This window comes from Streptomyces venezuelae (assembly GCF_008642355.1).
Taxonomy (GTDB): Bacteria; Actinomycetota; Actinomycetes; order Streptomycetales; family Streptomycetaceae; genus Streptomyces; species Streptomyces venezuelae_B.
In genome coordinates this window covers 4,061,812-4,088,342 of the sequence record NZ_CP029193.1, presented here as the reverse complement: position 1 = coordinate 4,088,342, position 26,531 = coordinate 4,061,812, and the positions used below count along the sequence as shown (strand labels likewise).

General features: G+C 69.0%; 27 protein-coding genes and 1 riboswitch. Of the genes, 14 read left to right on the top strand and 13 right to left on the bottom strand.

Annotated elements, in window-relative coordinates:
• Window positions 1-18: 18 nt before the first annotated feature.
• Entirely contained in the window at window positions 19-948 is a 930-nt protein-coding gene (locus DEJ47_RS18925; RefSeq protein ID WP_150169884.1) for an NADP-dependent oxidoreductase, read from the bottom strand.
• Window positions 949-1,019: 71 nt separating this feature from the next.
• Here DEJ47_RS18925 and DEJ47_RS18920 point away from each other — a divergent pair, with 71 nt between their 5' ends.
• Entirely contained in the window at window positions 1,020-1,652 is a 633-nt protein-coding gene (locus DEJ47_RS18920; RefSeq protein WP_150169882.1) for a TetR/AcrR family transcriptional regulator, read from the top strand.
• Window positions 1,653-1,685: 33 nt separating this feature from the next.
• On the opposite strand, the gene DEJ47_RS18915 is transcribed toward DEJ47_RS18920, so the two are convergent.
• Window positions 1,686-2,639, bottom strand: coding sequence for an SDR family NAD(P)-dependent oxidoreductase (locus tag DEJ47_RS18915; protein ID WP_150169881.1), 954 nt, complete (start codon window positions 2,637-2,639; stop codon window positions 1,686-1,688).
• A 70-nt stretch (window positions 2,640-2,709) separates the two neighbouring features.
• Between DEJ47_RS18915 and DEJ47_RS18910 the strand changes: the two genes are divergently transcribed.
• The 3 genes from DEJ47_RS18910 to DEJ47_RS18900 all read left to right on the top strand — a co-directional run bounded on the left by DEJ47_RS18910 (window position 2,710) and on the right by DEJ47_RS18900 (window position 5,207).
• A complete protein-coding gene (locus DEJ47_RS18910) occupies window positions 2,710-3,189 on the top strand; it encodes a MerR family transcriptional regulator (protein ID WP_150169879.1) in 480 nt (159 codons plus the stop codon).
• Between the two features lie 63 nt (window positions 3,190-3,252).
• The gene (locus DEJ47_RS18905; RefSeq protein WP_150169877.1) at window positions 3,253-3,717 is read left to right on the top strand and encodes a carboxymuconolactone decarboxylase family protein; all 465 of its coding nucleotides are present in this window, start codon (window positions 3,253-3,255) and stop codon (window positions 3,715-3,717) included.
• A 113-nt stretch (window positions 3,718-3,830) separates the two neighbouring features.
• A complete protein-coding gene (locus DEJ47_RS18900) occupies window positions 3,831-5,207 on the top strand; it encodes a serine hydrolase domain-containing protein (protein ID WP_150169875.1) in 1,377 nt (458 codons plus the stop codon).
• Between the two features lie 109 nt (window positions 5,208-5,316).
• On the opposite strand, the gene DEJ47_RS18895 is transcribed toward DEJ47_RS18900, so the two are convergent.
• Both DEJ47_RS18895 and DEJ47_RS18890 read right to left on the bottom strand, forming a co-directional pair.
• Window positions 5,317-5,769: a GNAT family N-acetyltransferase gene (locus tag DEJ47_RS18895; protein ID WP_150169873.1), complete on the bottom strand. Its 453-nt coding sequence runs from the start codon at window positions 5,767-5,769 to the stop codon at window positions 5,317-5,319.
• Window positions 5,770-5,821: 52 nt separating this feature from the next.
• The gene (locus DEJ47_RS18890; protein ID WP_150169871.1) at window positions 5,822-6,274 is read right to left on the bottom strand and encodes a MarR family winged helix-turn-helix transcriptional regulator; all 453 of its coding nucleotides are present in this window, start codon (window positions 6,272-6,274) and stop codon (window positions 5,822-5,824) included.
• A 139-nt stretch (window positions 6,275-6,413) separates the two neighbouring features.
• Here DEJ47_RS18890 and DEJ47_RS18885 point away from each other — a divergent pair, with 139 nt between their 5' ends.
• Together DEJ47_RS18885 and DEJ47_RS18880 are read left to right on the top strand one after the other, a co-directional pair.
• Window positions 6,414-7,622, top strand: a complete 1,209-nt coding sequence (locus tag DEJ47_RS18885; RefSeq protein WP_150169869.1) for an MFS transporter — start codon at window positions 6,414-6,416, stop codon at window positions 7,620-7,622.
• A 75-nt stretch (window positions 7,623-7,697) separates the two neighbouring features.
• Window positions 7,698-8,126 carry a GlcG/HbpS family heme-binding protein gene (locus DEJ47_RS18880; RefSeq protein WP_150169867.1) on the top strand — a complete coding sequence of 143 codons (429 nt, stop codon included), beginning with the start codon at window positions 7,698-7,700 and terminating at the stop codon, window positions 8,124-8,126.
• A gap of 103 nt (window positions 8,127-8,229) precedes the next feature.
• Here DEJ47_RS18880 and DEJ47_RS18875 read toward each other — a convergent pair whose 3' ends face one another.
• Window positions 8,230-9,108 carry a GNAT family N-acetyltransferase gene (locus DEJ47_RS18875; protein ID WP_190415459.1) on the bottom strand — a complete coding sequence of 293 codons (879 nt, stop codon included), beginning with the start codon at window positions 9,106-9,108 and terminating at the stop codon, window positions 8,230-8,232.
• 141 nt (window positions 9,109-9,249) lie between these two features.
• Here DEJ47_RS18875 and DEJ47_RS18870 point away from each other — a divergent pair, with 141 nt between their 5' ends.
• Together DEJ47_RS18870 and DEJ47_RS18865 are read left to right on the top strand one after the other, a co-directional pair.
• Entirely contained in the window at window positions 9,250-9,882 is a 633-nt protein-coding gene (locus DEJ47_RS18870; RefSeq protein WP_150169863.1) for an HAD family hydrolase, read from the top strand.
• A gap of 407 nt (window positions 9,883-10,289) precedes the next feature.
• A complete protein-coding gene (locus DEJ47_RS18865) occupies window positions 10,290-11,774 on the top strand; it encodes a globin domain-containing protein (RefSeq protein ID WP_150169860.1) in 1,485 nt (494 codons plus the stop codon).
• Window positions 11,775-11,780: 6 nt separating this feature from the next.
• Here DEJ47_RS18865 and DEJ47_RS18860 read toward each other — a convergent pair whose 3' ends face one another.
• The 4 genes from DEJ47_RS18860 to DEJ47_RS18840 form a co-directional block, all read right to left on the bottom strand.
• Window positions 11,781-12,263 carry an NUDIX domain-containing protein gene (locus tag DEJ47_RS18860; protein WP_150169858.1) on the bottom strand — a complete coding sequence of 161 codons (483 nt, stop codon included), beginning with the start codon at window positions 12,261-12,263 and terminating at the stop codon, window positions 11,781-11,783.
• A gap of 58 nt (window positions 12,264-12,321) precedes the next feature.
• Window positions 12,322-13,227: a LysR family transcriptional regulator gene (locus DEJ47_RS18855; protein WP_150169856.1), complete on the bottom strand. Its 906-nt coding sequence runs from the start codon at window positions 13,225-13,227 to the stop codon at window positions 12,322-12,324.
• 390 nt (window positions 13,228-13,617) lie between these two features.
• On the bottom strand, window positions 13,618-14,943 hold the full coding sequence (locus DEJ47_RS18850) for a cystathionine gamma-lyase (RefSeq protein ID WP_223828409.1): 1,326 nt from the start codon (window positions 14,941-14,943) through the stop codon (window positions 13,618-13,620).
• Between the two features lie 95 nt (window positions 14,944-15,038).
• Window positions 15,039-15,416 (bottom strand): phage holin family protein, encoded by a 378-nt coding sequence (locus DEJ47_RS18840; RefSeq protein WP_150169854.1) that lies wholly within the window; start codon window positions 15,414-15,416, stop codon window positions 15,039-15,041.
• 120 nt (window positions 15,417-15,536) lie between these two features.
• Here DEJ47_RS18840 and DEJ47_RS18835 point away from each other — a divergent pair, with 120 nt between their 5' ends.
• From DEJ47_RS18835 to DEJ47_RS18820, 4 genes are all read left to right on the top strand, one after another.
• The gene (locus tag DEJ47_RS18835) at window positions 15,537-15,854 is read left to right on the top strand and encodes a cupin domain-containing protein (RefSeq protein WP_150169852.1); all 318 of its coding nucleotides are present in this window, start codon (window positions 15,537-15,539) and stop codon (window positions 15,852-15,854) included.
• Window positions 15,855-16,072: 218 nt separating this feature from the next.
• On the top strand, window positions 16,073-16,294 hold the full coding sequence (locus tag DEJ47_RS18830) for a DUF5326 family protein (RefSeq protein WP_150169850.1): 222 nt from the start codon (window positions 16,073-16,075) through the stop codon (window positions 16,292-16,294).
• A gap of 298 nt (window positions 16,295-16,592) precedes the next feature.
• The gene (locus DEJ47_RS18825) at window positions 16,593-17,306 is read left to right on the top strand and encodes an IclR family transcriptional regulator (protein WP_190415792.1); all 714 of its coding nucleotides are present in this window, start codon (window positions 16,593-16,595) and stop codon (window positions 17,304-17,306) included.
• A gap of 114 nt (window positions 17,307-17,420) precedes the next feature.
• Complete coding sequence (locus tag DEJ47_RS18820) at window positions 17,421-17,864, top strand: SsgA family sporulation/cell division regulator (RefSeq protein WP_150169848.1); 444 nt, start codon at window positions 17,421-17,423, stop codon at window positions 17,862-17,864.
• A gap of 77 nt (window positions 17,865-17,941) precedes the next feature.
• Here the strand turns inward: DEJ47_RS18820 and DEJ47_RS18815 are convergent, their stop codons facing one another.
• A complete protein-coding gene (locus tag DEJ47_RS18815; protein ID WP_150169846.1) occupies window positions 17,942-19,381 on the bottom strand; it encodes a YibE/F family protein in 1,440 nt (479 codons plus the stop codon).
• 71 nt (window positions 19,382-19,452) lie between these two features.
• Window positions 19,453-19,607: riboswitch (TPP riboswitch) on the top strand.
• On the opposite strand from DEJ47_RS18815, the gene thiC reads away from it, so the two are divergent.
• Window positions 19,600-21,414 (top strand): phosphomethylpyrimidine synthase ThiC, encoded by a 1,815-nt coding sequence (gene thiC / locus DEJ47_RS18810; RefSeq protein WP_150169844.1) that lies wholly within the window; start codon window positions 19,600-19,602, stop codon window positions 21,412-21,414. It overlaps the preceding riboswitch by 8 nt.
• Window positions 21,415-21,531: 117 nt before the next feature.
• On the opposite strand, the gene DEJ47_RS18805 is transcribed toward thiC, so the two are convergent.
• The 3 genes from DEJ47_RS18805 to DEJ47_RS18795 form a co-directional block, all read right to left on the bottom strand.
• Window positions 21,532-22,422, bottom strand: a complete 891-nt coding sequence (locus tag DEJ47_RS18805) for a hypothetical protein (RefSeq protein WP_150169842.1) — start codon at window positions 22,420-22,422, stop codon at window positions 21,532-21,534.
• Window positions 22,423-22,602: 180 nt separating this feature from the next.
• Window positions 22,603-23,673, bottom strand: a complete 1,071-nt coding sequence (locus DEJ47_RS18800; RefSeq protein ID WP_263398922.1) for a metallophosphoesterase — start codon at window positions 23,671-23,673, stop codon at window positions 22,603-22,605.
• A 225-nt stretch (window positions 23,674-23,898) separates the two neighbouring features.
• Window positions 23,899-25,020, bottom strand: a complete 1,122-nt coding sequence (locus DEJ47_RS18795) for a LacI family DNA-binding transcriptional regulator (protein WP_055565761.1) — start codon at window positions 25,018-25,020, stop codon at window positions 23,899-23,901.
• A 412-nt stretch (window positions 25,021-25,432) separates the two neighbouring features.
• Between DEJ47_RS18795 and hisC the strand changes: the two genes are divergently transcribed.
• Window positions 25,433-26,515 carry a histidinol-phosphate transaminase gene (gene hisC, locus DEJ47_RS18790; RefSeq protein WP_150169838.1) on the top strand — a complete coding sequence of 361 codons (1,083 nt, stop codon included), beginning with the start codon at window positions 25,433-25,435 and terminating at the stop codon, window positions 26,513-26,515.
• Window positions 26,516-26,531: the final 16 nt, after the last annotated feature.

The following is a 26,531-nucleotide window of genomic DNA, read 5'->3' as shown; positions in this document are numbered from 1 at the left end:
GTAGACCCGGGGGGGGAATCAGATGACGATGACCCGGCGTCCGCGTGTGTGTCCGGCCTGACTGTCTGCCTGGGCCGCGGCCGCCTCGGTGAGCTGGTACGTCTTCTCGACCGGGATGTGGAGTCGTCCCCGCGCGATGAGGTCGGCGGCCTCGGCGAGGGCCTGCGGCACGTTGCCGGTCACGCCGGAGAACCGGACGCCGTGTTCCGGTGCGGTCAGATCGGCGATGGAGATCACCTTCTGGGGGTCTCCGGTCAGTTCGACGAGCTCGGGGATCACACCCGAGCCGGCCAGATCGAGCGCGGCGTCGACGTGGCCGAGTTGTCGGACTCGCTTGACCCAGCCCTCTCCGTAGCTCGTGGCGAGCGCACCCAGGCTGCGCAGGTAGTCCTGGTTGGCGGCTCCGGCCGTGCCGATCACCGTGATGCCACGATCACGGGCGATCTGCAGTACCGCTGATCCGACGCCCCCGGACGCGCCGCTGACCAGCAGCGTCTGTCCGGGCTGCACACCGGACTGACGAATGATGCGCAGCGCGGTCTCCACCACGGAGGGGTACCCGGCCGCTTCTTCGAAGGTCAGGTTCTCGGGCATGCGGGCCCAGGCCGACAGCACGGCGAATTCGGCGTACGTGCTCGATCCGCGCCCGAACACGCGGTCGCCGACCTCGACCGTGGTGACGCCCGGGCCGATTTCGTCGACCAGTCCGGCGGCGTCCTGCCCCGTTCCTGAGGGCAGGACGCTCGGATGGGTCTGGCGAGCCTGGCGGGACTGATCGCGCTGATCAGGCTGGTGGAACTGGCCTTCGCGAATCCGCCAGTCGACGGGGTTCACCCCCGCTGCGCGCACAGCGACCCGTATCTGGCCGGGGCCCGCGTGGGGTTCCTCGGCCTCGGTGAGGTGCAGGACTTCGGGACCGCCGAACTCGGCGAAGCTGACTCTCTTCATGCCGCCGAACGTAACACTAACGGTTAGTGTTTCGGAACAGTTGCACCTTTGGATTTGATAGCGTCAATGCCATGACCGCCCCGACGACGCCGTCCGGATCTGCCTTGCCGAGCAGGCCCACCGCCCAGCCCGGACCGGGCACACCGACCGGACGGCGGGAGCGAAAGAAGGCCGCCACCCGTCAGAAGATCGCCGACACCGCTATGCGGCTCTTCTTGGAGCGCGGCTACGACACGGTGGGCATCCGGGACGTGGCAGCCGAGGCCGACGTCGCCGTCACCACGCTCTTCTCCCACTTCGCCTCCAAAGAGGCTTTGGTGTTCGAGCGGGACGACCATTTCGAGCAGCGCCTCACACAGGCCGTCACCGGCAGGGGGCCCCATGAGCCGCTCATCCCCGCGCTGCGCCACGAGATCCACGCGATGGTCCGGCACTGCACGGCGGACGGGACCGCCGCGATCTACCGCATGATCGACGAGACCCGTGCGCTGCGGGAGTACGAGGAGTCGATGCGGCTGCGCCACGCGGAGTCCCTGGCGACGGCCATCGCCGCCGATCCCGAGCTGTCCAGGACCACGACGGCCTGCCGCGCGATCGCGCGGTTCGTGGTCGACGCCTACGCCCTGGCCCGCGAGGCATCCGACCCGCAGGCCGCCGTGGACGAGATCTTCCGGATGATCGAGGCGGCCTGGGAGATCGCCTGATCCCCGCCGTTCGATCCCCGGGAAACTCCGGGCTCAGAACGCGCTGAGCCCGGTGAGTTCGCAGGAGAGGTCCCAGAGCCGCGCCGCCGCCCCGGGGTCGACGGCCCACGGCTTTACGCCACCGATCAGCATGTCGTCGGTGAGGGCCGGTTCGGCGATGTCGCAATCCTGGCAGTACGCCCCTCCCCGGTTCTCCAGCAGTGGTGAGGTCGCCGCCCACACAGTCGTCGCCGCGCCCTGCTCGGGGCTCTTGAAGCCGACGGCGGGTGTCCCGCCCGGAGTCACCCAGCCCTGCGCGAGCCACTCTTCGCGCGGGATGTGGCGCTGCAGCGGGGTGAGGATGCTGCCGGGGTGCACGGCGAAGGCGCGCAGGCCGTGGTCGGCGCCCAGGCGGTTCAGGTGCACGGCGAAGAGGGCGTTGGCGGTTTTGGACTGGGCGTAGGCCAGCCAGCGGTCGTAGCTGGCGTCGAAGTGCGGGTCGGTCCAGCGGATGTCGGAGAGGAAGTGTCCGGAGGAGGCGACGGTGACGACGCGGGCGCCGTCCGGAGCGAAGGCGGGACGCAGGCGGTGGGCCAGCGCGAAGTGCCCGAGGTGGTTGATGGCGAAGTGCGCCTCCCAGCCGGGACCGACGCGTGTCTCGGGGCAGGCCATCACACCCGCGCCGTTGATGAGGATGTCGAGTGGGCGGCCGGTGCCGACGAAGCGTTCGGAGAAGACGCGGACACTGTCCAGGTCCGCGAGGTCGAGGGCGTGCACCTCGGTCCGCGGCAGACCGCGCAGAGCGTGTTCGGCCGTTTCCGGGCGCCGAGCGGGGACCACGACGTGGGCGCCGGCGTGGACGAGAGCGCGGGTCGTGGCGAGCCCGAGGCCCGAGTAGCCGCCGGTCACGAGAGCCGTGGTGCCCGCCAGGTCCATCCCTGCGAGGACATCGTCGGCCGTGCTGTGGGCGCCGAAGCCCGTACCGAGCCTCCGCTGTTCGGTGATCATGTTCTCGACGCTAAAACCTAGACTGTGCGCTAGGTCAAGAGCCGTCTGATGCGCGGCGTACGGTCCCCTCATGAGCGAGTATCCGGGCGCTGTGCCCGTGGAGAACGGCGGTAGCGGGGGTGGCCTGTCCATAGGGAAGGTCGCCGAGGCGACCGGCCTGAGCGTGCACGCCCTGCGGTTCTTCGAGCGGGAAGGGCTCTTCCTGCGCGAGATCCCGCGGACCGGCGGAGGACAACGGATCTATGAGCAGGCGGATGTGGACTGGCTCCTGCTGTGCGGGCGGCTCCGTGTCTCCGGCATGCCGATCGCCACGATCAAGAAATTCGCGGCGCTCGTGCGGTCCGGCCCCGGCAACGAGCGGGAACGCCTGGCGCTGCTACGGGAGCACGAGCGCGATGTACGCACGAAGATCGACGACCTGAACGCCTGCCTGGAGGTCATCCATGGCAAGGTCACCACCTACGAGCAGCACCTACGCGACGGGACGGCCGTCGGCCTGTGGTCGCCCCGGCCACTCACATCTCCGCGTCGCGATTCGTCGGTGCAATGACGGACCACAACGACGCCTCTGCGGCCAACAGCGGCGCCGGGCAGACGCTTGAGGAGAAAACTCATGCAGGCTCGTATGCAGAACCCCGCCTTGATCATCCCTGAGGCCATGACAGCCTTGCTGAGCCTGTCCCAGATCTCCAGGAAGCAGGGGCTGTCCCAGGCGACGATCGAGCTGGTGCAGCTGCGCGTGAGTCAGATCAACGGAAGCAGCGTCTGTGTCGAGGGGAACGCGCGCAGTGCCGTCGCAGCGGGCGCCACAGACATGCAGTGTCTTTCGGTGGCTGCCTGGCGGAGTCTCCCGTGCTTCACGCCTGCGGAACGCGCCGCCTTCGCCCTCGCCGAGGCCGCCACCCGACTCGCGGACCGTCCCGATCCGGTGCCGGCGGCGGTCTGGGACGAGGCTGCGCGGCACTTCACCGAGCGGGAGCTGGCGGCACTCGTCCTCGCCATCGGCGTGGCCAACATGCTCAACAGGATCAACGTCCTCACGCGGCGCCACGCCGGATCGCAGCCCTGGGAGTGTTGACGGATCCTGGGCGTGCTGACTGACAGGTCCTGGGGGGGGGCGACAGGTCCTCGGCATGCTGAGAGGGGCCGAATTCGCTCGACGGACGGGCGTCACCCGGGTGAACTGGTCCCATGACAACACCCCGTGAAGAGCTGCTCCCCTCCACCCGCCGAGCCCTGCTGCACCGCGTCGCCACCGCTCAGACAGAGGGCCGGTCTCCCTCGCTGGTGGCCGCGGTGGCCCGGGACGGCGAGTTGGTGTGGGCCGGCGGCCGCAGCATGGTGGACGGGCACGAGCCGGACGAGAACGTCCAGTACCGGATCGGTTCGATCACCAAGACCTTCACCGCCGTACTGGTGATGCGGCTGCGCGACGAGGGCGTACTGGACCTCAACGACCCGCTGGAGAAGCACCTGCCGGGCACCGGAGCAGGAGAGGCCACCATCGCCGAACTCCTGGCGCACACCGGCGGGCTGGCCGCCGAGACCCCCGGCGAGTGGTGGGAGCGCACCCCTGGGACAGATCGACCGGAGCTCGCGGACGTCCTCGGCGAGGCGCCCTTCAAACATCCCGTCGGCAGGCGCCACCACTACTCCAACCCCGGTTACACGCTGCTGGGTTCGCTGGTCGAGGCGTTGCGGGGCGCTCCGTGGGAGGACGTGCTGCGCCGCGAGGTGCTCGAGCCCCTGGGGCTGACCCGTACCAGTGCGCAGCCCCAGGCTCCGCACGCCGACGGCTGGGCCGTGCACCCGTGGGCGGACGTGATGATGCCGGAGCCCGCGGAGGACCTGGGCCTGATGGCTCCGGCCGGGCAACTCTGGTCCACGACGGCCGACCTCGTGCGGTTCGGGCACTTCCTGGTGACGGGCGACGACCGGGTCCTCGGCGCCGATTCCGTACGGGAGATGCGGACTCCGGCAGCACCGCTGCCGACCGGTGAATGGGACAGGGCGTACGGCCTGGGAGTGGACCTGCTGCGGTGGGACAAGGGCAGCCTGGCGGGGCACGGCGGGTCACTGCCGGGCTTCCTGGCCGCCCTGTGGGTGAGCGAGGCGGACGGTGTGGCCGCTGTCGCGCTCGCCAACTGCACGTCCGGACCGCCGGTGGCGGCGCTGGCCATCGACCTCGTGAAGATCGTTTCCGAGGCCGAGCCGCGGATTCCCGAGCCGTGGCGGCCGCTGTCCGAAGTCGATCAGAAGGTGTTGGAGCTGGCGGGCCCCTGGTACTGGGGGACTCAGGTGCTCGTGCTGCGTCTGACGGCCGAGGGCGGTGTGGAGCTGGGGCCGTTGTCCGGTTGGGGGCGCCAGGCTCGGTTCCGGCCCAACGGTGACGGCACCTGGACGGGGCTCAACGGGTACTACGCGGGGGAGCTGTTGGAGGCCGTGCGGCGGCCCGACGGTTCGGTGAGCCACCTCGACCTGGGGTCGTTCGTCTTCACCCGGGAGCCGTACGACGAAGGGGCACCGATCCCGGGCGGCGTGGACCCGCAGGGGTGGCGCGGCTTCTAACTCTGCGGTTTTTCCTCCGGGTCTTTGCTCTGTCGCGATGCGATCGAGGAGGCGGGCCTGTTTCACGTGAAACAGGCCCGGCCGCACGGCTGTCATGGCTGAGGTGGCCTCAGAGGGGCATCTTGAACCCGACATGCGAGGCCTGGAATCCGAGCCGTTCGTAGAAACGGTGGGCGTCGGTGCGTGTGACATCGGACGTCAGCTGCACCAACTGGCAGTTCTGGCGCCGGGATTCCGCTATGGCCCATTCGATGAACCGGGTGCCGAGCCCGCTGCCGCGCTCGTCGGCATGCACGCGCACCCCTTCGATGATCGAGCGGGTGGCACCCTTACGGGAGAGTCCCGGAACGATTGTGAGCTGAAGCGTGCCGACGACGCGGCCCTCGCGTTCGGCTACGACCAGATGCTGGTTCGGGTCGCCGTCCAGTCGCTCGAATGCCGTGACGTACGGAGTGAGGTCGTCCGGTGATTCACGTGTCGCCCCCAAGGGGTCGTCGGCGAGCATGCCCACGATGGCAGGCAGGTCCGCGGCAACGGCGGGGCGTATCTCAAGATCTCCCATGGTGCGCAGCCTAAGGGGGCACCTAGGCGTGTGGTGCGCAGCCTATGGGCACCTACGCGCGCAGTGTTTCGACAGCCTTGACCAGCGGGGCGAGCTCCGGGTTCCGCGCGGCCTCGTCGAGCGCCTCGCGCAATGCCGCGTCGTTCGTGGGGCGCGCTTGCGCGAGAAGCGCGGCACCGGCCTCACTGACGTCGGTGTAGATGCCACGGCGGTCCGTGGGGCACAGATAGCGGGCCAGTAGGCCGCGCTCCTCGAGCCGGGTCACCAGGCGTGTGGTCGCGCTCTGGCTCAACACCACCGCATCGGCGACCTGCTTCATCTGCAGGTGGCCACCCTCGCCGTCGTGCTGGCGGTTGAGCACGTCCAGAAGGCTGTACTCCCGCACGCTCAGGCCGTGCTTGGCCTGCAGGGCGCGCTCTACATGCGCCTCGATCTTGCCGTGGAGCAAGGAAAGGGCGCACCAGCTTTGGGCGAGCGCGGTCAGTGCGGGGTCTGTCGCTGTCATGGCTCTTGGTCCTCCGTCCCGGAGCGGCTGCACCCAGAGTAGTCCACCGATGCAATATCCAGCGGTTGCATATAGCCCGCGTCTGCAACTATTGTGGACGCACGTTAAGCGCACCTGCAATCGTTTGGAAGGTAGATCCATGCCTCTCGCGCTTCTGGCCCTCGCGATCGGGGCTTTCGGAATCGGAACCACCGAGTTCGTGATCATGGGGCTGCTTCCCGAGGTCGCGGGTGACTTCGGTGTCTCCATCCCGACGGCCGGCTTCCTCGTGACCGGCTATGCCCTCGGCGTCGTGCTCGGCGCCCCCCTGATGACCGCTCTCGGCACGAGGATCCCGCGCAAGCGGATGCTGATGCTGCTCATGGGCCTCTTCGTCGTCGGCAACCTGCTCTCCGCCGTGGCTCCCGTCTTCGGCGTGATGCTGGCCGGCCGCGTCGTCGCCTCGCTCGCCCACGGTGCCTTCTTCGGCATCGGCTCGGTCGTCGCGGCCGAGCTGGTGGCCCCCGAGAAGAAGGCCGGAGCCATCGCCATGATGTTCTCCGGTCTCACGGTCGCCAACGTGGTCGGCGTTCCGCTCGGGACGCTCGTGGGCCAGGCCATCGGCTGGCGGATCACCTTCGTGATCGTCGCCGCCCTCGGCGTGCTCGGCCTGTTCGGCATCGCCCGGCTCGTACCGGACCTGCCCAAGCCCGAAGGCGTACGGCTGCGTGACGAGTTCGGTGCCTTCCGCAACGTACAGGTGCTGCTCGCCATGGCGATGACGGTGCTCGGCTTCGGCGGCGTCTTCGCGGCCATCACCTACATCACGCCGATGATGACGGACGTCGCCGGTTACGCGGACTCCTCGGTCACCTGGCTGCTCGTACTCTTCGGGCTCGGCATGGTCGGTGGGAACCTCGTCGGTGGCCGGTTCGCGGACCGCGCGCTGATGCCGATGCTGTACGTGTCGCTCGGCTCCCTCGCCCTGGTGCTCGCCCTGTTCACCCTCACCGCGCACAACAAGGTCACGGCCGCCGTGACGGTGCTGCTGATCGGAGCACTGGGCTTCGCGACGGTGCCGCCGCTGCAGAAGCGCGTCCTGGACTACGCCTCGGGCGCCCCGACGCTCGCCTCCGCCGTCAACATCGGCGCCTTCAACCTGGGCAACGCGCTGTCGGCCTGGCTCGGCGGCCTCGTCATCTCCGCCGGCCTCGGCTACACCGCTCCCAACTGGGTCGGCGCGGTGCTCGCTGCCTCCGCCCTCGTCCTGGCCTTCGTCTCCGCCGCCCTCGAGCGCCGCTCCACGGCGCCCGGCCCGATCGTGGCCGGTGCGGTACCTGTCGAGCAGCGGACGCCCGTCCACCACTGACCCCACGCTCCCGAACCACTTCCCCCACAGCCCCCTTCAGTCCCCCCAGCACAACCCCGCTAGGAGAACCCCCTCATGAGCACCACCACCCCCACCGCTGCTGCCCCGCTCACCATCGGGGATGCCGAGGCCCTCGTCACCGCGGCCCACCGTGCCGCCGAGGAAGCCGGTGTCACGGTCAGCGTCACCGTCCTCGACGCGGGAGGCCACCTCCTCGCCTTTCGACGCGACGACCGGGCCGTCCTGATCTCCGGTGAGACCAGCACCCGCAAGGCGTACACGGCCCTCCAGTTGAACGCTCCGACCGCCGACCTGGTGGACGCGGTCCAGCCCGGCGGTCTCTTCCACACCCTTCCCACCGCGCTCGACCGCCCCCTGCTCTTCATCGCGGGCGGCGTTCCGGTCCACCGTGACGGCCGACTGATCGGTGCGGTCGGTGTCGGTGGTGGCGCGCCCGAGCAGGACCACGGCTTCGCGACGGCCGCCGTCGAGGCCCTCGTCTAGCAGTCCGAGGTGTACGCGTAGGGGCGTACGAGAAGGCCCGCTACCGGTGCACCCGGGAGCGGGCCTTCTGCTTGGGGGAGGAGGGCTGCGACCCGTGGTGGGATCAACCCGCCGCGACGGTCAGTGGCGCGAAGCGACGGGTCCAGTCGCCGGGCAGCTCCGGCACGCCGTACGCCATCACGGCGTTGAAGGCGACGGATTCGAGGCCGTTCTCCTTCACCCAGGCCAGCAGTTCCTCGTGCCGTACGTCGATGTCGGTGCGGAGCGGCCGGTCGGTACCGGCGCCGAGGGAGGTGATCAGGGCCTTCGCGGTCTCGGTGTCCCGCGCGACGAGCGGACCCACGACATGAGTCGCCATGTTGGGCCAGGCACCCGCGTATCCGACGATCTCGCCGTCGGCCTCCGCGACCCGCAGCTGATCCGTGAAGGCGGGGAGCCGGGTGATCACATGCATGCGGTCGTGACCGAAGACCTCGGTATCGAGGCGGAGGATGGACGTCAGGTCTTCCGCGGTGGCCGGCCGGGTGGCGACATCAGTCTGGGCGTCCGTATTTCCGGCCGGGGTGAAATGTCCCATGACCATCTCGGCCCGGCCGATCACCTCGAATCCCAGCTGTTCGTAGAGGGGGCGGCCGTTCGGGGTCGCGTGCAGGGTCAGCGGGATGGAGCCCGCTTCCTCGACCGCGTTCTGCATCAGTCTGCGGCCGACGCCCCGGCGGGCGTACCGCTCGGCTACGAGGACCATGCCGATCGCCGCGAGGGCGGGACGCCCGGGAGGGCCGTACTGGGTCACTACGTAGGCGCCCATGAGGCCGTTGCCGTCAGGGGCGTCGATGCCGTAGCCCGTTCCGGCCGACAGCAGCAGGCCCCACTTGTGTTCTTCACGGGGCCAGCCCCGGTCCTCGGACAGATCGGCACAGACCTGCAGATCGCGGGGGGTCAGTCGGCGGATGGGCGGTGCGGAGAGGGAAGGTGTCGACACGCGGGCCAGGCTGTCTGACGTACATCCTCTGCGTCCAGCCGTTTGTGGGCAGAACCACGTAGCTTTCGGCCACGGTTCAGCTGCTCGTTTCACGTGAAACATCACGGCGAGCGCCAACCGCGACCAGTAGCCTCGGCCTACATGGCACGCCTACACCTCTTCGACTTGGACGGGACGCTGCTGCACGGCACAGCAGCTCCGGTGGAGATATCGCGGCAGCTCGGCTTGGACGCGGAGATTGCGGAACTGGAACGGGAGTTCGTGGCGGGGCACCTGGGCTCGCCCGAGTACGCCGAGCGCGTGCACGCCCTGTGGGCAGAGCTCACGGAGGCGCAGGTGACGGCAGCCTTCGAAGGAGCGCCCTGGCTCGACGGGATCCGGGAGACCTGGGCCGAGATCCGTGACGGCGGTGACTACTGCGCGGTTATCTCCCTCTCACCGTCTTTCTTCGTGGAGAGGCTCGCCGGGTGGGGTGCGCACGCCGCGCACGGGTCGCTCTTCCCGACCGTGCCGTTCACCGAACCCGTGAATCCGACGGGCATTCTCGACGCCGCGGCCAAGGTGAAGATCGCGGACCGTCTCTGTGAAGAGTTCGGGGTGGGCAGGAGCGACTGTGTCGCGTACGGCGACTCGCTTTCCGACCTCGAGTTGTTCGGAGCAGTGCCGGTTTCCGTGGCGGTCAATGCGGATCAACGGCTGGTGAGCCTGGCCACCCACTCCTACGTCGGGCGTGATCTGCGCAAGGCGTACGAATTGGTCCGGCACGACCGGTAATTGAGGCAATTGACAGGCAGTCCCCTTGAATTCGAGGCCGAGGAGACGGGGACTTGTGCGTTCGGCGGCTGCCGGTATGGTCGATCAAGGTCTGTGCCGGGTGCGTCTCCTCACACTCCGGAGCGCGGCGCGCAGGTGAATGAAGCCTAACGGGGCATAGAGATCGAGAACCCGTACTTCCTGTTATGCGACCGAGGCGTCTGCGAGGAATGGGATGCTGCGATGAGGGGACTGCGGGCAATGTCACATTTTCGACCTACTTGTCCGTAGGGTCCGGGGGCCCGGGGTTCAATGTGGCCCTATCGACCACCGGGGCAGAAGAGCGGGAAGAGCGCGGCCAGAAGGGGCAGACGCAGAGCGGGGACAGCAGGCAGCTTCCGGCAGGGAGTGCCCAGACCGACCGAGAGATGTTCGAGGCGAGGCACAACATGGACGCTCCGACCACCACGTCGGCCGATGACGGCACGCCAGGCGAGGGCGGCGGCTGGTTCACCCCGCGCAAGCCACCGAAGGGACCGGAGGACGAGCGAATAACCACTTCCCCGGAAGCTCCGGAGAACCGTGAGGCTCGGGAAGTCGCGGCCGCGGTGGCTCCGGATATCCGTAGAGCCTCGCAAGCCCCAACAGCTCCCGAACCCCGTGAGGCCCCGCAGGCTCCTGAACCACAGGCTCCGGGACCACAGGCTCCGGGACCCCCGCAGGCGGCACAACACCGGGTGCCGCCCCCGCAGGCCCAGTCCACCGCGCCCCCGATATCCGTCCAGCAGGCGAAACCGGAGGGGAAGGTCTCCGCGGACGCCCTCCTGGTGCAGCGCACGATGGCCGAGATAGAGCCCGTCGCCGACAAGGTCACCTCGTACTTCTACGCGCTGCTCTTCACCCGCCACCCGGATCTCCGCGCCCTGTTCCCCGCGGCGATGGACACCCAGCGGGACCGCATCCTCAAGGCACTGCTGACCGCGGCCGAGCACATCGACCACACCGACGTGCTCGTCGCCTATCTGAAGAACCTCGGGCGCGGACACCGGAAGTACGGCACCCAGGCCGAGCACTATCCGGCCGTCGGCGAGTGCCTGATCGGTTCGCTGAGCCGGTACGCGAGCGCGACCTGGAACGAGGAGACGGAGGCCGCCTGGGTCCGGACGTACACGACGATCTCCCAGATCATGATCGACGCGGCGGCCGAGGACGAGCTGCGCGCCCCTGCCTGGTGGTTCGCCGAAGTCGTCTCGCACGATCTCAGGACCCCTGACATCGCTGTCGTCACGGTCCGGCCCGACCAGCCGTACCCCTTCCTCGCAGGGCAGTACACGAGCCTGGAGACCCCCTGGTGGCCCCGGGTCTGGCGGCACTACTCCTTCGCGTCGGCCCCACGCCCGGACGGACTGCTCTCCTTCCACGTCAAGGCCGTGCCGGCCGGCTGGGTCTCGAACGCCCTGGTGCACCACGCCCGCCCCGGAGACATCCTGCGGCTCGGCCCGGCAACCGGTTCGATGACCGTCGACCACACCACCGACAGCGGACTGCTCTGTCTGGGCGGTGGCACGGGCATCGCACCTATCAAGGCCCTCGTCGAGGACGTCGCCGAGCACGGCAGACGGCGCCCCGTGGAGGTCTTCTACGGAGCACGCACCGACCATGACTTGTACGACATCGACACGATGCTGCGCCTACAGCAGTCCCACCCCTGGCTCGCTGTCCGGCCGATCGTCGACCAGCGGGCACAACTGCCGGACGCCGTCCGCGAGTACGGCCCGTGGAACGAGTACGACGCGTACCTCTCGGGACCGCCCGGCATGATCCGCAACGGCGTGGACGCCCTGCGGGACATCGGCATTCCGGAAGGCCGGATCCGCCACGACTCGGTAGAGGAACTGGTGGCCTCGGACTAGGCAGACCTAGCCCAGGTCGGGGGCGTGCATCGCGCGGACGCCCTCGATGTTGCCGTCCAGATAATGCCGCAGGGACAGCGGTACGAGATGGACCGAGGCGATTCCGACTCTGGTGAACGGCACATGCACGACCTCGTACTCGCCGCACGGCTCCTCGACCTCGGGGCCGTGCCGCTGACCGAGGTCCATGGACTCCAGGCGGCAGACGAAGAAATGCTGCACCTTTACGCCGGTCGCGCCGCCGTCCTCACCAATGTGCTCGACGGTGTCGACGAAGCACGGCACAACGTCGGTGATCTTGGCGCCCAGCTCCTCATGGACCTCACGGTGGAGCGCGTCGACGACAGAGTCGTCCTCCGCCTCCACACCGCCTCCCGGAGTGATCCAGTACGGATCGACGCCCGGCTTGGTGCGCTTGATCAGGATCAGGTCGTCTCCGTCCAGCAGGACGGCACGTGCGGTGCGCTTGACCACGGGTCGGACGGTCATGGGGGAAATGTGGCCCGGACTGTTCCACGTGAAACATCGTGAACCAGCCGCGCCCCCATCAAGCCCAGTCGGTTGCGGCACGCACCAACCATTCGTGCGCCCGCGCGATATGCGGCATGACGAGTGTCCCGGTGCGCACCGACAGGAAGTATGTACGCAGAGGGGGCACGGCGGGGTCGTGCAGCGCCACGATGTCGCCCCGTTCCAGAGCCGGCGCGCACAAGTAGCGGGGCAGCACGGCAAGCCCCGCGCCTGCGGTCACACAAGCTAGGACGGCCCTCAGGTCCGGCACGATGACGAAGCCCGACGCCGTGGGGCGTGCGTCGAAGACAGCCGTCCAGTAGCGGGAGACGAATGGCAGCGACTCGTGGACCTCGACCACCGGGATGTCCCGGAACGACGCCGCTGTCCGGCGCCCCAGCCTTCCGTCCGCGATACGGGCCGCCCAGCACGGCTCTGCGACCAGGACGTGCTCCTCGTCGCAGAGCGGCGTCGCGGTGAGCAGCGGGCCGCGTGGCCGAGCCGTGGCGATGGCCAGGTCGTGGTGACCTGCTGCCAGCCCTTCCAGGGCCTCCTCCGCGTTGCCGAACGAGGTACGCAGAGCGTAGCTGTGGCCGTCCTGAGAGGTCAGGGCAGTGAGGGCAGGCAGGGCACGCTCAGCGGTGAACTCCGGGGGTCCCGCGAGGTGCAGGGTGCGTACCGCAGAGCCCGAGTCGAGTCCGGTTTCGGCAATCTCCACCAGAGCGTCCAGATGGGGTGCGGCCTTGTGCGCGAGTTCGTCGCCGATGCTCGTGGGCGTCACCCCGCGGGCCTGACGCAGGAAGAGCGGGCGGCCCAACTGCCGCTCCAGAGTGCGTATCTGAGAGGTGACCGCGGGCTGCGAAAGACCGAGCAGCGCTGCGGCACGCGTGAAGGACCCGGCCCGGTGCACCGTCACGAAGGTGCGCAGCAGGGCCAGATCCATGGCGACGCGCCTCCCCTTCGTGCCCTCAGGGTGCGTCCAACCATAAATATGCCGATAGCTTTCTGTCGCTACTGTGATTGGACACTGACACAGAGTCAACTAGCCTTGTTGGCGCGGTTCTCCGCGCGCAGAACCGGAACGGTCCGAGCCACGAGGGGGGAGGCTCGGACCGTTCGTTGTGCGTAGCCGCAGCGAGTCCCTCGCACGGGGCTGCTTCTGCCCCGCGCGGTAGGCCTCCCCGCCGTCCCGATGGGCTTCCGCGCCGCACGGTTGGCCCCCCGCCTCACCGGCGGGCTTCCGCGCCGCACGGTTGACTCCCCCGCCTCACCGGCGGGCTTCCGCGCCGTACCGGCTGCTCCTCGCACCGGTCGGCGCGACTGCCGAATCCGCTCAGTCGGCCGCTTCGGCCGACTCGTCCAGCGCACGCAGCACGTCCGCCACGAGGTCGTCGGGATCCTCGGCGCCCGCGGAGAAGCGGATGAAGCCCTCCGGAACGGCGTCGCCACCCCAGCGTCCGCGGCGCTCGGCCGTCGACCGCACACCGCCGAAGCTCGTCGCGTCGTCGACCAGTCGCAGCGACTCCAGGAAGCGCTCGGCACGCTCCCGCGTGGACAGCGTGAACGAGAGCACGCACCCGAAGCGGCGCATCTGCCGCGCGGCGACCTTGTGGGAGGGGTCGTCGGGCAGCCCGGGATATCGCAGTCCGGCCACTTCGGCGCGCTCGCGCAGGGCCTGGGCGAGGACGAGGGCGTTCGCGTTCTGCCGGTCGGCCCGCAACTGGAGCGTGGCCAGCGAGCGATGCGCGAGCCAGGCCTCCATCGGACCCGGAATCGCACCGACGATCTTGCGCCAGCGCCGCACCGACGTCGTCAGTTCCGCGTCACGGCAGGCGACGTACCCCAGGAGGATGTCGCCGTGACCGGTGAGCATCTTGGTGCCGCTGGCCACGGCGAAGTCCGCGCCGAGTTCGAGTGGACGCTGGCCGAGCGGCGTCGCCAGGGTGTTGTCGACCGCCACCAGCACGCCACGTGCGTGTGCCGCTTCGGCCAGGCGCCGCACGTCGCACACGTCGAGGCCGGGGTTGGACGGCGTCTCGATCCACAGCAGCTTGGCACCGTCCAGGACGTCGAGCTGCGCGTCGTCGCCGGTCGGGGCGGTGCGCACCTCGATGCCGTATGCCGTGAGCTGCTCGCGGACCAGCGGAAGGACCTGATAGCCGTCGTCCGGCAGGACCACCGCGTCCCCCGCGCGCAGTTGCGAGAAAAGGACCGCCGAGATCGCCGCCATGCCGGAGGCGAAGACCAAGGTCTCGACGTCCGACCCCGCGTTCGACCCCGCGTCCGGCGCCTCGAGCTCGCCTATGGCGCGCTCCAGGTGTGTCCAGGTGGGGTTCTCGTCACGCCCGTACGCGTAGCCGCCTGTGGGGTCGCCCGGCAGATGAAAGTGCGCGGCGAAGACAGGACCGGGCAGCGTCGGCTCGTGTTTCACCGGGGCGGGCAGCCCGACCCGGACCGCCCGCGTGCCGTCGCCGAGGACCGCACGGCTGTCGTCACCGGAGGCCGCCCGTGTGTCCTCGCCGGGGACCGCGTGCGTACTGCCGCCCGGCACCGCCCGAGTGCCGTCACTGCAGGCCATGCGCGTGTCGTCACCGGAGGCCGCCCGCGTGCCGTCGCCGAGGCCGGCTCCGCTGCCGCCCTTGCGTCCCGATTCCGTCATGCCGCCCGCCTCTCCACTGCTGCACGTACAGCGTCGAGCAGGCCTTCGCTCGCCGCCTCCACCATTCTCGGACACACCCCGGACTGCTCGGTCAGTCAGTCGTCGTCGGGCAGGACGACATGCAGCGCCCAAGACACGATCGAGATGATCAGGCCGCCCAGAACGGCGGTCCAGAAGCCCTCGACGTGGAAGCTGACATCGAGCTTGTCGGCGAGCCACGAGGTGAGCAGCAGCATCAGGGCGTTGACCACGAGGGTGATCAAGCCGAGGGTCAGGATGAACAGAGGGAAGGTGAGGACCTTCACCACCGGCTTGACCAGGAAGTTCACCAGCCCGAAGAGCAGGGCGACGACGATGAGCGTGCCGACCTTCTTGCCCGTGCTGTCCCCGGTCAGGGTGATCTTGTCGAGCAGCCACACGGCGACGGCCAGGGCCGCAGCGTTGGCGATCGTCTTGACTACGAAATTCTTCATGTGTCTGATCGTGGCAGACACGGGCCCGGAACGGTCGGCCCGTGAAAGCCCGCGAAGGACCGCGAGCAGCCCACGGCGAGCAGCGGCAACACGGTCATCAGCAAGGGGAGTACGAAGGCGATGAAGGCTTTCCGACTGGACGAGCTGGAGGCGGAGCGCGCCGCGAACGACGGCGCGTATCTGCAGTTCCTGCGGGAGAGAAACATGTCGGTCGGGCTGTACGCGCTGAACGCCGGCGACACCGACCCGCAGCAGCCGCACCGGCAGGACGAGGTGTACATGGTCGTCAGCGGTCGCGCGGCGATCACTGTGGGAATGGAGACGACGCAGGTGGCGCGGGGCAGCGTCGTCTATGTGCCGGCCGGTGTCGCCCACAAGTTCCACCACATCAGCGAGGATTTGAGGGTGCTGGTCGTGTTCTCTCCCCCGGAGTCCTGACGAGCCCTTACCTCGTCCGCCGTCCACCACGGACTGCTCCGCTCTCCCCCTCAGGTCGACCTCCTCAGGGCTGCGACCTCGGGGTTCCCTAGGGGTTGGATCAGGGGAGGACAAGGGATCCGAGGCCCCCGCGGAGCCCGTCGGCGCTCTAGCATCGAATGCAAGAAGCCGGGAACCCTGCGGAGATTCAGGAAGCAGAGCGGAGAGAGGTAAGGACGATGGCAACCAAGGAGATCTTTGCGGGAATGCCGTGGTGGGTGAAGTGGGTGGCCGTTCCGGTCGTCGCACTCGTCGTGTTCGGCAGCTTGATAGCGACCGTGGTCGGATTCGTGGTCGGTTTGCTCTTCAAGGCGCTCATATTTGTAGCCTTGGTCGGCGGACTCATCTATGTCGTACGGAAGTTCATATCCGGCTCGTCCTCCTCCCGCACGGACTGGTGAATTTCCCCGAAAGTTCCCTCGGACGGGGGAAGTTTCCCGGTGAGGCACCGTAAGACGGCTGCCGAGGATTAGAGTCCGAAATCCGACGTGGGGGTCGACCCCCCACGGACGGGCGCACGTACGTACACCGCTCCTCCCTCGCTACCGGGCACGGGCGGGCGGGCTTCACGCGCTTCGGGAGTGAACCTTGGCCGCGGTCGACACCACCAGCTCACCGGTGGACACCACCAGCTCACCGGTCGACACAAGCACCGACCCCGCCGTCGGCCCCACCCTCATCGGCTCCGTGCAGCGGGCGATGCGGCTCCTGGAAGCCGCCGCGTCGCACCAGAGCGGGGCACCCGCCAAGCAATTGGCGCGAGAAGCGGGCCTCGCCCTCCCCACCGCGTACCACCTGCTCCGCACCCTGACCCACGAGGGGTATCTGCGCCGGGACAAGGGCCTGTTCGTGCTCGGTGAGGCAGCCGAGCGGCTGAGCAGCAGCGGAGCTCAACAGAAGCGGCACGCACGGATCAACGAGACTCTGGCGCACCTGCGGGACACCCTCGGCGTCCCCATGTACTTCGCCGTCTACCGAGAGGGGGAGATCGATGTCGTGGCTGTCGCGGACACCCCGGGAAACCCCGCCGTCGAGGAGTGGGCGGACTTCCGGGAGACCGGGCACGCCCACGCGATCGGACAGTGCCTGCTGGGCCAACTCGACGACGAGGCACGGCAGAACCACCTCGACCGCTACCCGGTTCAGTCGATCACGCGCTACACGGTCCGGGACGATCGGACGTTCATCCGGCGGCTCGACTCCATGGAGCGCATGCGGCCCGTCCTGGAGCGGCAGGAGTACGCGCTCGGGACACTCTGCGCGGCGGTCCCGATCATGGCCGGCGACACCGCGGCGACCATGGCCATTTCTGTCTCCTCCTCGCAGGCCGACCGACTGCTGCCGGCAGCTGAGAAGTTGCAACGGGAGATCGGAAAGCTACTAGGGACACTCGCTTTCTCTATCAGCATCTGAAAACTCACTCCTTGTGATGCGGCGTTCACGTTAAGCAAGATGCGGAGGGTGTCAGGGAGCTGGTTCCTGGCCGCTTGAGGGCCATGAGGGCCAAGTGACGGGGTAGGGCGCGCGATGGGCGAGACCGAGACGGTACAGGCAGAGGTCATGATGAGCTTCCTCGTTTCCGAGGAGCTGTCGTTCCGCATCCCGGTGGAGCTGCGCTACGAGCTCGGGGATCCCTATGCCGTGCGGCTGACGTTCCACCTGCCGGGGGATGCCCCGGTGACCTGGGCCTTCGGGCGGGAGTTGTTGATCGACGGGGTGGGCAGGCCGTGCGGGGACGGAGATGTGCGCGTCGAGCCCACCGATTCCATGATGTTGGACGAAGCCCTGATCAGACTTCAGGTCGGCGGGGACCAGGCGCTGTTCAGGGTGGGCATCCCCCCGCTGCTCGCCTTCCTCGACCGGACGGACAAGTTGGTGCCGCTGGGGCAGGAGCGGGCGCTCGCCGACTTCGATGCGCACCTCGACGAGACGCTCGACCGCATCCTCGCGGAGGCCCAGAGCGCGGGTTGAACTACTGACGTCAACGGGCGCAGGGCGACAGCATTTTGGTGCATTTTCGCGAGGCCGACGCTCTGTGAGTTCGGAAGCTAACGCTTGCGGCGCCGTCCCTTCCCTCCGCGGGAAGCTCGGGTCGCCCCGGCCGTCGAAGGCCGGCCGGGGGCAGTGGAATGGCCGGGGGCGGTGGAGCGGCCGGGCACGGTGGAGCGGTCGGGGATGGTGGAGCGGTCCGCCGAGACGACCAGGGCGGCCAGCGCGGTCGTCACCGGTACCGAGGCGACCAGGCCGATGGAGCCGATCAGAGTGCGCACGATCTCCTCGGCGACCAGCTCACTGTTGGCCACCGTGCCCACGCTGGACTGGGCGATGGAGAAGAGGAGGAGCAGGGGCAGCGCGGCGCCCGCGTAGGCGAGGACGAGGGTGTTGACGACCGAGGCGATGTGGTCGCGGCCGATGCGGATGCCCGCGCGGTACAGGCCGCGCCAGCCCATCGTCGGGTTGGCCTGATGCAGTTCCCATACCGCTGAGGTCTGGGTGACCGTCACGTCGTCGAGGACGCCGAGCGAGCCGATGATGACGCCCGCGAGCAGTAGACCGCTCATGTCGATGGACGGATACAGGCCGTGGATGAGGCCGGTGTTGTCATCAGTGTTGCCGGTGAGAGCGGCCCAGCCGATGAAGAGCGAGCCGAGCAGGCCGATGAGGAGGAGGGAGATGAGCGTGCCGAGTACCGCGACGGAGGTCCTGGCCGTCAGGCCGTGGCAGAGATAGAGCGCGATCAACATGATGGCGCTCGCTCCGATCACCGCCACGACCAGGGGATTCGAGCCCTGAAGGATCGCCGGCAGGATGAAGAACGTGAGGACCATGAAGCTGATGGCGAGGGCGACCAGGGCCATCACGCCACGGAGCCGGCCCACGACGACGACGGCGAGCGCGAAGATTCCGGCGAGCAGCGCCATCGGGATCTTGCGGTTCACGTCGGTGACGGAGTACTGCAGTCCTTCGGGGGCCTTGGGCTCGTAGGCGACCACCACCTCTTGGCCCTGCTTCAGCTGGCGCGGAGAGTCCGGCTGGATGATCTCCGTGAAGGTGCGTCCCTTGTCCTCACCGCTGGTGACCTCGACGGTGGCCTTCTTGCAGATGCCCGTGGCCGTGGACTGCGCGGACTGGCCCTCGGCGGTGGAGGTGTCGCCGTTCGGCGGGGTCTGCGAGGGGCTGAGGTCCTTGCAGGGCAGCTCCTGCACCTTCGTGACCTTCGCCGCCTGTGTCTGCCGGTCGAAGCCGACGCCGGTGCGTTCGTGGCTCGGCGTGCCTCCGGGCCAGAGCACCACGAGTCCGACGACTACGGCGGTGGCGAAGGGGATCAGTACGGCCGCGATGACCTTGCGGAGGTGCTGGGAGACCGGCGCGGCCGGGCCGTGGCTGTGGGAATGCCCGTGTCCGTGGCCGTGTCCATGGCCCTCCGGAGGCGTCCCGGAGACGGGCGGCTGCGGGGGTGGCGGGGGCGGCGGCTCTGTGGTGGTCACTGCCCGATCATCGCAAGAACGGGAGGGGCCCTCTGTTCAGCGCGCCCGACATGACGCTAGCGTGGAGCCACCTTTGCAATCGCGGGAGCTCGGAGCACCGGGCTGAGAGGGCGCTGACCTCCGTACGAAGCGGCACAAAAGTGCACGAGCCGTACGGGATTCGCTGCGTCGACCGCCGAACCTGTTACCGGGTAATGCCGGCGTAGGGAGTAGGTCTCATGACCACATCGGACGCACGCACGCCTGCCTCGACGCAGAACGACCAGAAGGACCAGAACGGTCAGGTCCGGAGCGACGAGGCCGGGAAGTCCATCGGCTGGCACAAGGCGTATGTCGAGGGTTCGCGCCCCGACCTGCGTGTGCCGGTCCGCCAGGTGCACCTCACCAATGGCAAGGCCGTCACCCTGTACGACACTTCAGGTCCGTACACCGACCCGTCGGCCGAGACCGACGTCCGCCGCGGGCTGCCGCCGCTGCGGGAGAACTGGATCATCGCCCGCGGCGACACGGAGGAGTACGTGGGCCGTCCGCCGCGTCCCGAGGACGACGGCATCAAGCACACCTCGCCCCGCGGCGGGCTCAAGAACCTCGACGCGGTCTTCCCCGGCCGCCCCCGCCAGCCGCGGCGCGGCCGCGACGGTCAGGCGGTGACGCAGCTCGCGTACGCCAGGCGCGGCGAGATCACGCCCGAGATGGAGTTCATCGGGATCCGCGAGGGCATGGACCCGGAGATCGTGCGGGAAGAGGTCGCCGCGGGCCGCGCGGTGATCCCCGCCAACGTGAACCACCCGGAGATCGAGCCGATGATCATCGGCAAGAAGTTCCTGGTGAAGGTGAACGCGAACATCGGCAACTCCGCGGTGACCTCCTCCATCGAGGAGGAGGTGGACAAGATGACCTGGGCGACCCAGTGGGGCGCCGACACGGTCATGGACCTCTCCACCGGCCGCAACATCCACACCACTCGCGAATGGGTCCTGCGCAACTCCCCCGTGCCGATCGGCACCGTCCCCCTCTACCAGGCCCTGGAGAAGGTCGACGGCAAAGCCGAGGAGCTGACCTGGGAGATCTACAAGGACACGGTCATCGAGCAGGCCGAGCAGGGCGTGGACTACATGACGGTCCACGCGGGCGTGCGCCTGCCGTACGTACCGCTCACCGCGCGCCGCAAGACCGGCATCGTCTCGCGCGGCGGTTCGATCATGGCCGCCTGGTGCCTCGCGCACCACAAGGAGAGCTTCCTCTACGAGCACTTCGAGGAGCTCTGCGAGATCCTCGCGGCGTACGACGTGACGTACTCGCTCGGTGACGGCCTGCGGCCCGGCTCGATCGCGGACGCCAATGACGAGGCGCAGTTCGCCGAGTTGCGGACACTCGGGGAACTCAACACGATCGCCAAGCGTCACAACGTACAGACGATGATCGAAGGCCCCGGTCACGTCCCGATGCACAAGATCAAGGAGAACATCGACCTCCAGCAGGAGATCTGCGAAGAGGCGCCGTTCTACACGCTCGGCCCGCTGACCACGGACATCGCGCCCGCCTACGACCACATCACCTCCGGCATCGGCGCCGCGATGATCGGCTGGTGGGGCACGGCGATGCTCTGTTACGTCACGCCGAAGGAGCACCTGGGCCTGCCCAACCGCGACGACGTGAAGACGGGCGTCATCACGTACAAGATCGCGGCGCACGCGGCGGACCTCGCCAAGGGGCATCCGGGCGCGCAGGACTGGGACGACGCCCTTTCGGACGCACGCTTCGAGTTCCGCTGGGAGGACCAGTTCAACCTGGCCCTCGACCCGGTCACGGCGCGGGAGTTCCACGACGAGACCCTGCCGGCCGAGCCCGCGAAGACGGCGCACTTCTGCTCGATGTGCGGGCCGAAGTTCTGCTCGATGAAGATCTCGCAGGACATCCGGCGCCAGCATGGCGGTGACCTCGGCTCCGAGGACATCGAGGCGGGCATGGAGCAGAAGTCCAAGGAGTTCGCAGCCGCGGGCAACCGGGTCTATCTGCCGATCGCCGAATAAGAGCGATCGTCGACTGAGAGCGATCGCCGACCGAAGCTCCGTGGTCCCGCCCCAGAGGGGCGGCGGGGCCACGAAGCGGGTGGTACAGCCCCGTAGCGGTGCGGTTCGGCCGACCCGCTACTCCGGCTTGTGGTCGGGCCCGCCGAAGTCGGGGCTGGAGAAGTCGGGGCTCGAGTAGCTCGGGCGCGGGCCCGCCGGGCCGCCCTCCGGGCTGCTGAACCCCGGCCTGTGGTAGCCGAGTTGGGGCATGCGGCCGGCTGCGCCGGTGCCGCCGGGCTTCCCCGACGTCGTACGGGCGGGAGCACTGCCCGGCTCCGTCAGGGCCTCCCGGAGGAACGGCACGACGCCCCGCTCGAGGAGCGCCCGGCCCCAGTCTTCCCTGGCCCGGGACACCTCCTCGTGCCGCTCGCCGTGGAGCCCCGCCGGGAGCGAGGTGGACCCGTTGCGCAGGGCGGTCAGGAGCAGACCGACCGCTGCGACCAGGATGCCCCCCGCGGTGAGCGCGCCGAACAGCCATCCCGCGGTGAGCAGGGTGTCCGCGAAGGCGGGCTCGGGGTTGAGCATCTTCAGGATGTAGCCGACGAGCAGGAATATCGCGGCGGCCGTCCCCGCGAGAACGGGTGCGAGGACCGCGACCACGGCGATCGCCCCGGCGCCCGCGGCTGCCGCCGGTTCGGCGACCTCGCCCATCGTGGTGGCGAGGCCTACGCCGCCGGAGCCCGACTCCGCGGCGCTCTGTCCGCTCCCTTCGCGGATCGAGGTGGATGTCGGTCGAGGTTCGCGCAACTCCTCGCGAACCTTCACGTAGTGCGCGTACTCGGCCGCGGCGGCGGCCGTGATCAGTGCTGTCGCGTTCAGGGCCATGGTGCGCAGTTGTTCGGTGTTGAGCCGCCGGCCCACTGCGGCGAGTTCGGGACGGTCAGGTGCGGTGCGCAGCGCCTCGTCGAGGATCCGCTCGTACTCGGGGCGGTCCTCATTGAGCAGGTGTGGAGCGCTGTTCATGTGCATCCCCCGATGCTCCGTAGGGCTGAGGCTCGCATGGCTACGAGCCGTTGGGCAGAAACGGAGGGGAGCCTGCTACGGATAAGCCGATGGTAGAGCCGTGACGGCACGCGGTGACAGGGGGTTTCCGGAAATTGCCCCCCTGGCCAGCGTGATCGTGTAGGGGGGCGCCTGCTCGCTGAACGGTCAGACAGACAGCGGGAGTTGGCAGACCAGCAGCTTTCCGGCCATGGTCACTCCGCCGTCCATGGCGATGGCCAGACCGTCGGCGTAGACGTGCGGTCCCTCGATGACCGGACCCGCGCCGTCCGACTCGTCCTCGGAGCCGACGTCACCCAGGAGGTAGGGGATGGGGCTGTGGCCGTGGACGATGCGCGTGCCGCCGTACATGTCCAGGAGTTCGCGCACGGCCGAGGGGCCCGACTCGTCGCGGAACGCGAAGCGCTTGGTGAACTTGCGGAAGAGGTCCCAGCATTCGTCCGCGTCGTTGCGCGTGAGGGTCTCCCGGATGGTGTCGTTCACCGCCTCGATCGAGTCACCGTAATCCAGATAGGCGGTCGTGTCGGAGTGCACGAGCAGGTGGCCGTCGGCCTCCTCCATCGCGTCGAGGCGTGCCATCCACTGGAGGTGGTGGTCCTCCAGACGCTCCATGTCGGTCTTCTGCCCGCCGTTCAGGAGCCAGGCGGCCTGGAAGGTGGCGGTGCCGGCGCCCGAGTTCACCGGGGTGTCGCCGAAGCGTTTGGCGCCGAGCAGGAGCAGCTCGTGGTTGCCCATGAGCGCCTTGCAGTAGCCGCCGGCGGCGGCGGCCTCCGCGGAGAGACGCATCACGAGGTCGATGACGCCGATGCCGTCGGGCCCGCGATCGGTGAAGTCGCCGAGGAACCAGAGGCGCGCGTTGCCCGCGGACCAATTGCCCTCGGCGTCGAGGAGGCCCTGCTCCTGGAGGGCCGCGACGAGCTCGGCGAGGTAGCCGTGGACGTCGCCGACGACGAACAGCGGGCCGTACTCCTCGCTCGCCCGCGGCTGCGGGGGCTCCGGCATGACCTGCACCTGGACGGTGTCGCCGCGGTTGATGACGGGCAGGTCGCGCTGGGTCGGGGTGTATCCCTCGTCCGGCGCGGTGCCTGGCGCGCCGGGGTTCACCGGGGCGGGTCCGGTCGTCTCATGGATGTACGCGGGAACGCGGAAGTCGCGCAGCGTCGCCGTCCGCACATCGGGTCCCTGACCGGCCCCCTGAGTCATCGACCCCTCCACCACCATTGCGCCGCATCTGCACCGAGATCGGACTGCTTGGTCGCAGCGGCCCGCGGTGTCGTCCGCCCATCATAGGAATGCGGCTCCCGCTGTGTGGTGCACCAGGGGTGGTGAATCGGTGCCGGACCCTGTTTCACCGCGGTTTTCTCCCGAATTGGGCAGAGGTTTCCCCGCTGGTGGCGGATTGGATGCCTGCCTCTGCCCGCGTCGGGGTGGGGGCGGGAGCGATCAGCCGGAGCCGGGCGAGCGGGGCGGGCTGACCGTCGTGCGCGGCGGCCGTCGCTCGGACGAGGTGCGCACGATGAGTTCGGTCGGTATCACCTGCTCGACCGGACGGCCCGAGTCGAGGCCTTCGATGGCGTCGATCAGCAGCTGTACGACGGCTGTGCCGATGCGCCGCGGCTTGAGGGAGAGCGTGGTGATGGGCGGTTCGGTGGTGGCGTACACCGTCGACTCGCTGCAGCAGACGAGCAGCAGGTCGTCGGGGACGCGCAGGCCGTACCGCCGGGCGGCGGCGAGCAGATCGGTGCCGTTGGGGTCGAAGAGTCCGTAGACGGCGTCGGGCCGGTCGGGCCTGGCGAGCAGCCGGTCGGCGGCGACGGCGCCCGCGCACGGGTCGTGCGCGGGATAGGACTCGTAGACCGGGTCCTGCCCGACGCGTTCGCACCAGCGCAGGTAGGCGGTCGTGGACAGGTGGGTGTACGTGTCCGTGGTGGTGCCGGTGAGCAGGCCGATCCGGCGGGCGCCGGCGGCGGCCAGGTGGTCGAGGATCTCCAGGACCGCGGCCTCGTGGTCGTTGTCGACCCAGGCGGTGACCGGCAGGGACCCTGCCGGGCGGCCGTCGGAGACGACGGGCAGGCCCTGTCGGACCAGCTCGCTGACCACGGGGTCGTGGTCGGAGGGGTCGACGACCACGGTGCCGTCGAGCGCGACGTTGGACCACACGTCCACGGGGCTGCGACGGGAGGTGGCGGGCAGGATGACCAGGGCGTAGCCCCGGGCGAGGGCGGCCGATGTGGCGGCTCTGGCCATCTCGGCGAAGTAGGCGAATTCGGTGAAGGTGAAAGGTTCATCCCCGTACGTCGTCACGGTCAGGCCGATGAGGCCGGACTTGCCGGTACGGAGGGTGCGGGCCGCGGCGGACGGGCGGTAGCCCAGCCGTTCTGCGACCTCGCGGACGTGGCGTCGGGTGGCGTCGGGCAGCCGACCCTTGCCGTTGAGGGCGTCGGAGACAGTCGTGATGGAGACACCGGCGGCGGCGGCGACGTCTCTGATGCCCGCTCGACTCTGCCGGTTGCCCCGGCGTGCGGTCTCCGCTCGGCTCACCTGGTGCTTCCCTGCTGCTGTCATGGCAGGCCGATAGTAGGGCTCATGGGGGTGGGTAGCAGGGGCGCATATTCACTCGTTGACAGGCACGTTTCTGCATGGCTGGAGCGGGTCAATGACCTTGGAATGCAAGGGAGTTATGGGGTTCAAGGGGTTGCTGCCCCTGATCGTCACGCGCGGGCCTGCCAAAGGTGTCAGGTCTCGAAGAGGTCTCAACTCACCTTCACGAGGGACGCGCGCCACGGAGTGAGCCACCGGCGCGTGGGGGAGCAGGGGGCGCTCCCCCCTCTCCGCGCGCCTCGCGAAGGGGGCGGATCCGGAGGGTTCGTACGCGGATTCCGGCAGCCCATTCGCAGCGGGGCCGAATCCTCATAAGGTGAGCAGTATTCGAACTGATGTGACGGCAAGAGTGTGAACGGCCCAGAGGAGGACTGCGGTGAGCGAGACGAACCCGAGGCTGCGCGCCGAGCTTGAGGGGATCCCCACCTACAAGCCGGGCAAGCCCGCTGCGGCGGCCGACGGTCCCGCGGCCTACAAGCTGTCCTCCAACGAGAACCCCTATCCGCCGCTGCCCGGCGTGATGGAGAGCGCACTCGCCGCCGCCGGGTCCTTCAACCGCTACCCCGACATGGCGTGCACGGCCCTGATGAGCGAGCTGGCCGACCGCTTCGGGGTGCCCACGTCGCACATCGCCACCGGCACCGGTTCCGTCGGCGTCGCCCAGCAGCTCCTCCAGGCCACCTCGGGGCCGGGCGACGAGGTGATCTACGCGTGGCGTTCCTTCGAGGCGTACCCGATCATCACGCAGGTCAGCGGTGCGACATCGGTGCGGGTACCGCTGACGGACGGCGAGGTGCACGACCTCGACGCGATGGCCGACGCCATCACCGACCGCACCCGGCTCATCTTCGTCTGCAACCCCAACAACCCCACGGGCACCGTCGTCCGTCGGGCCGAGCTGGAGCGGTTCCTCGACCGCGTGCCGAAGGACGTGCTGGTCGTCCTGGACGAGGCGTACCGCGAGTTCATCCGCGACCCCGAGGTGCCGGACGGCATCGAGATCTACCGCGACCGCCCGAACGTCTGCGTCCTGCGTACGTTCTCGAAGGCGTACGGTCTCGCGGGGCTGCGCGTCGGCTTCGCGGTCGCCCACGAGCCGGTGGCCGCCGCGCTGCGCAAGACCGCGGTGCCCTTCGGCGTGAGTCAGCTCGCGCAGGACGCGGCGGTGGCGTCGCTGCGCGCCGAGGACGAGCTGATGGGCCGGGTGGGTTCGCTGGTCAACGAGCGCACGCGGGTGGTCGAGGCGCTGCGCGGGCAGGGCTGGACGGTGCCCGAGACGCAGGCGAACTTCGTGTGGCTGCGGCTCGGGGACCGTACGGCGGACTTCGCGGCGGCGTGCGAGAAGGCCGGCGTGGTCGTGCGGCCGTTCGCGGGCGAGGGAATGCGGGCCACGATCGGCGAGACCGAGGCGAACGACATCTTCCTGCAGGCGGCGGAGGCCTTCCGCAAGGAGCTGTAGGGCTTACTCCGTAGGG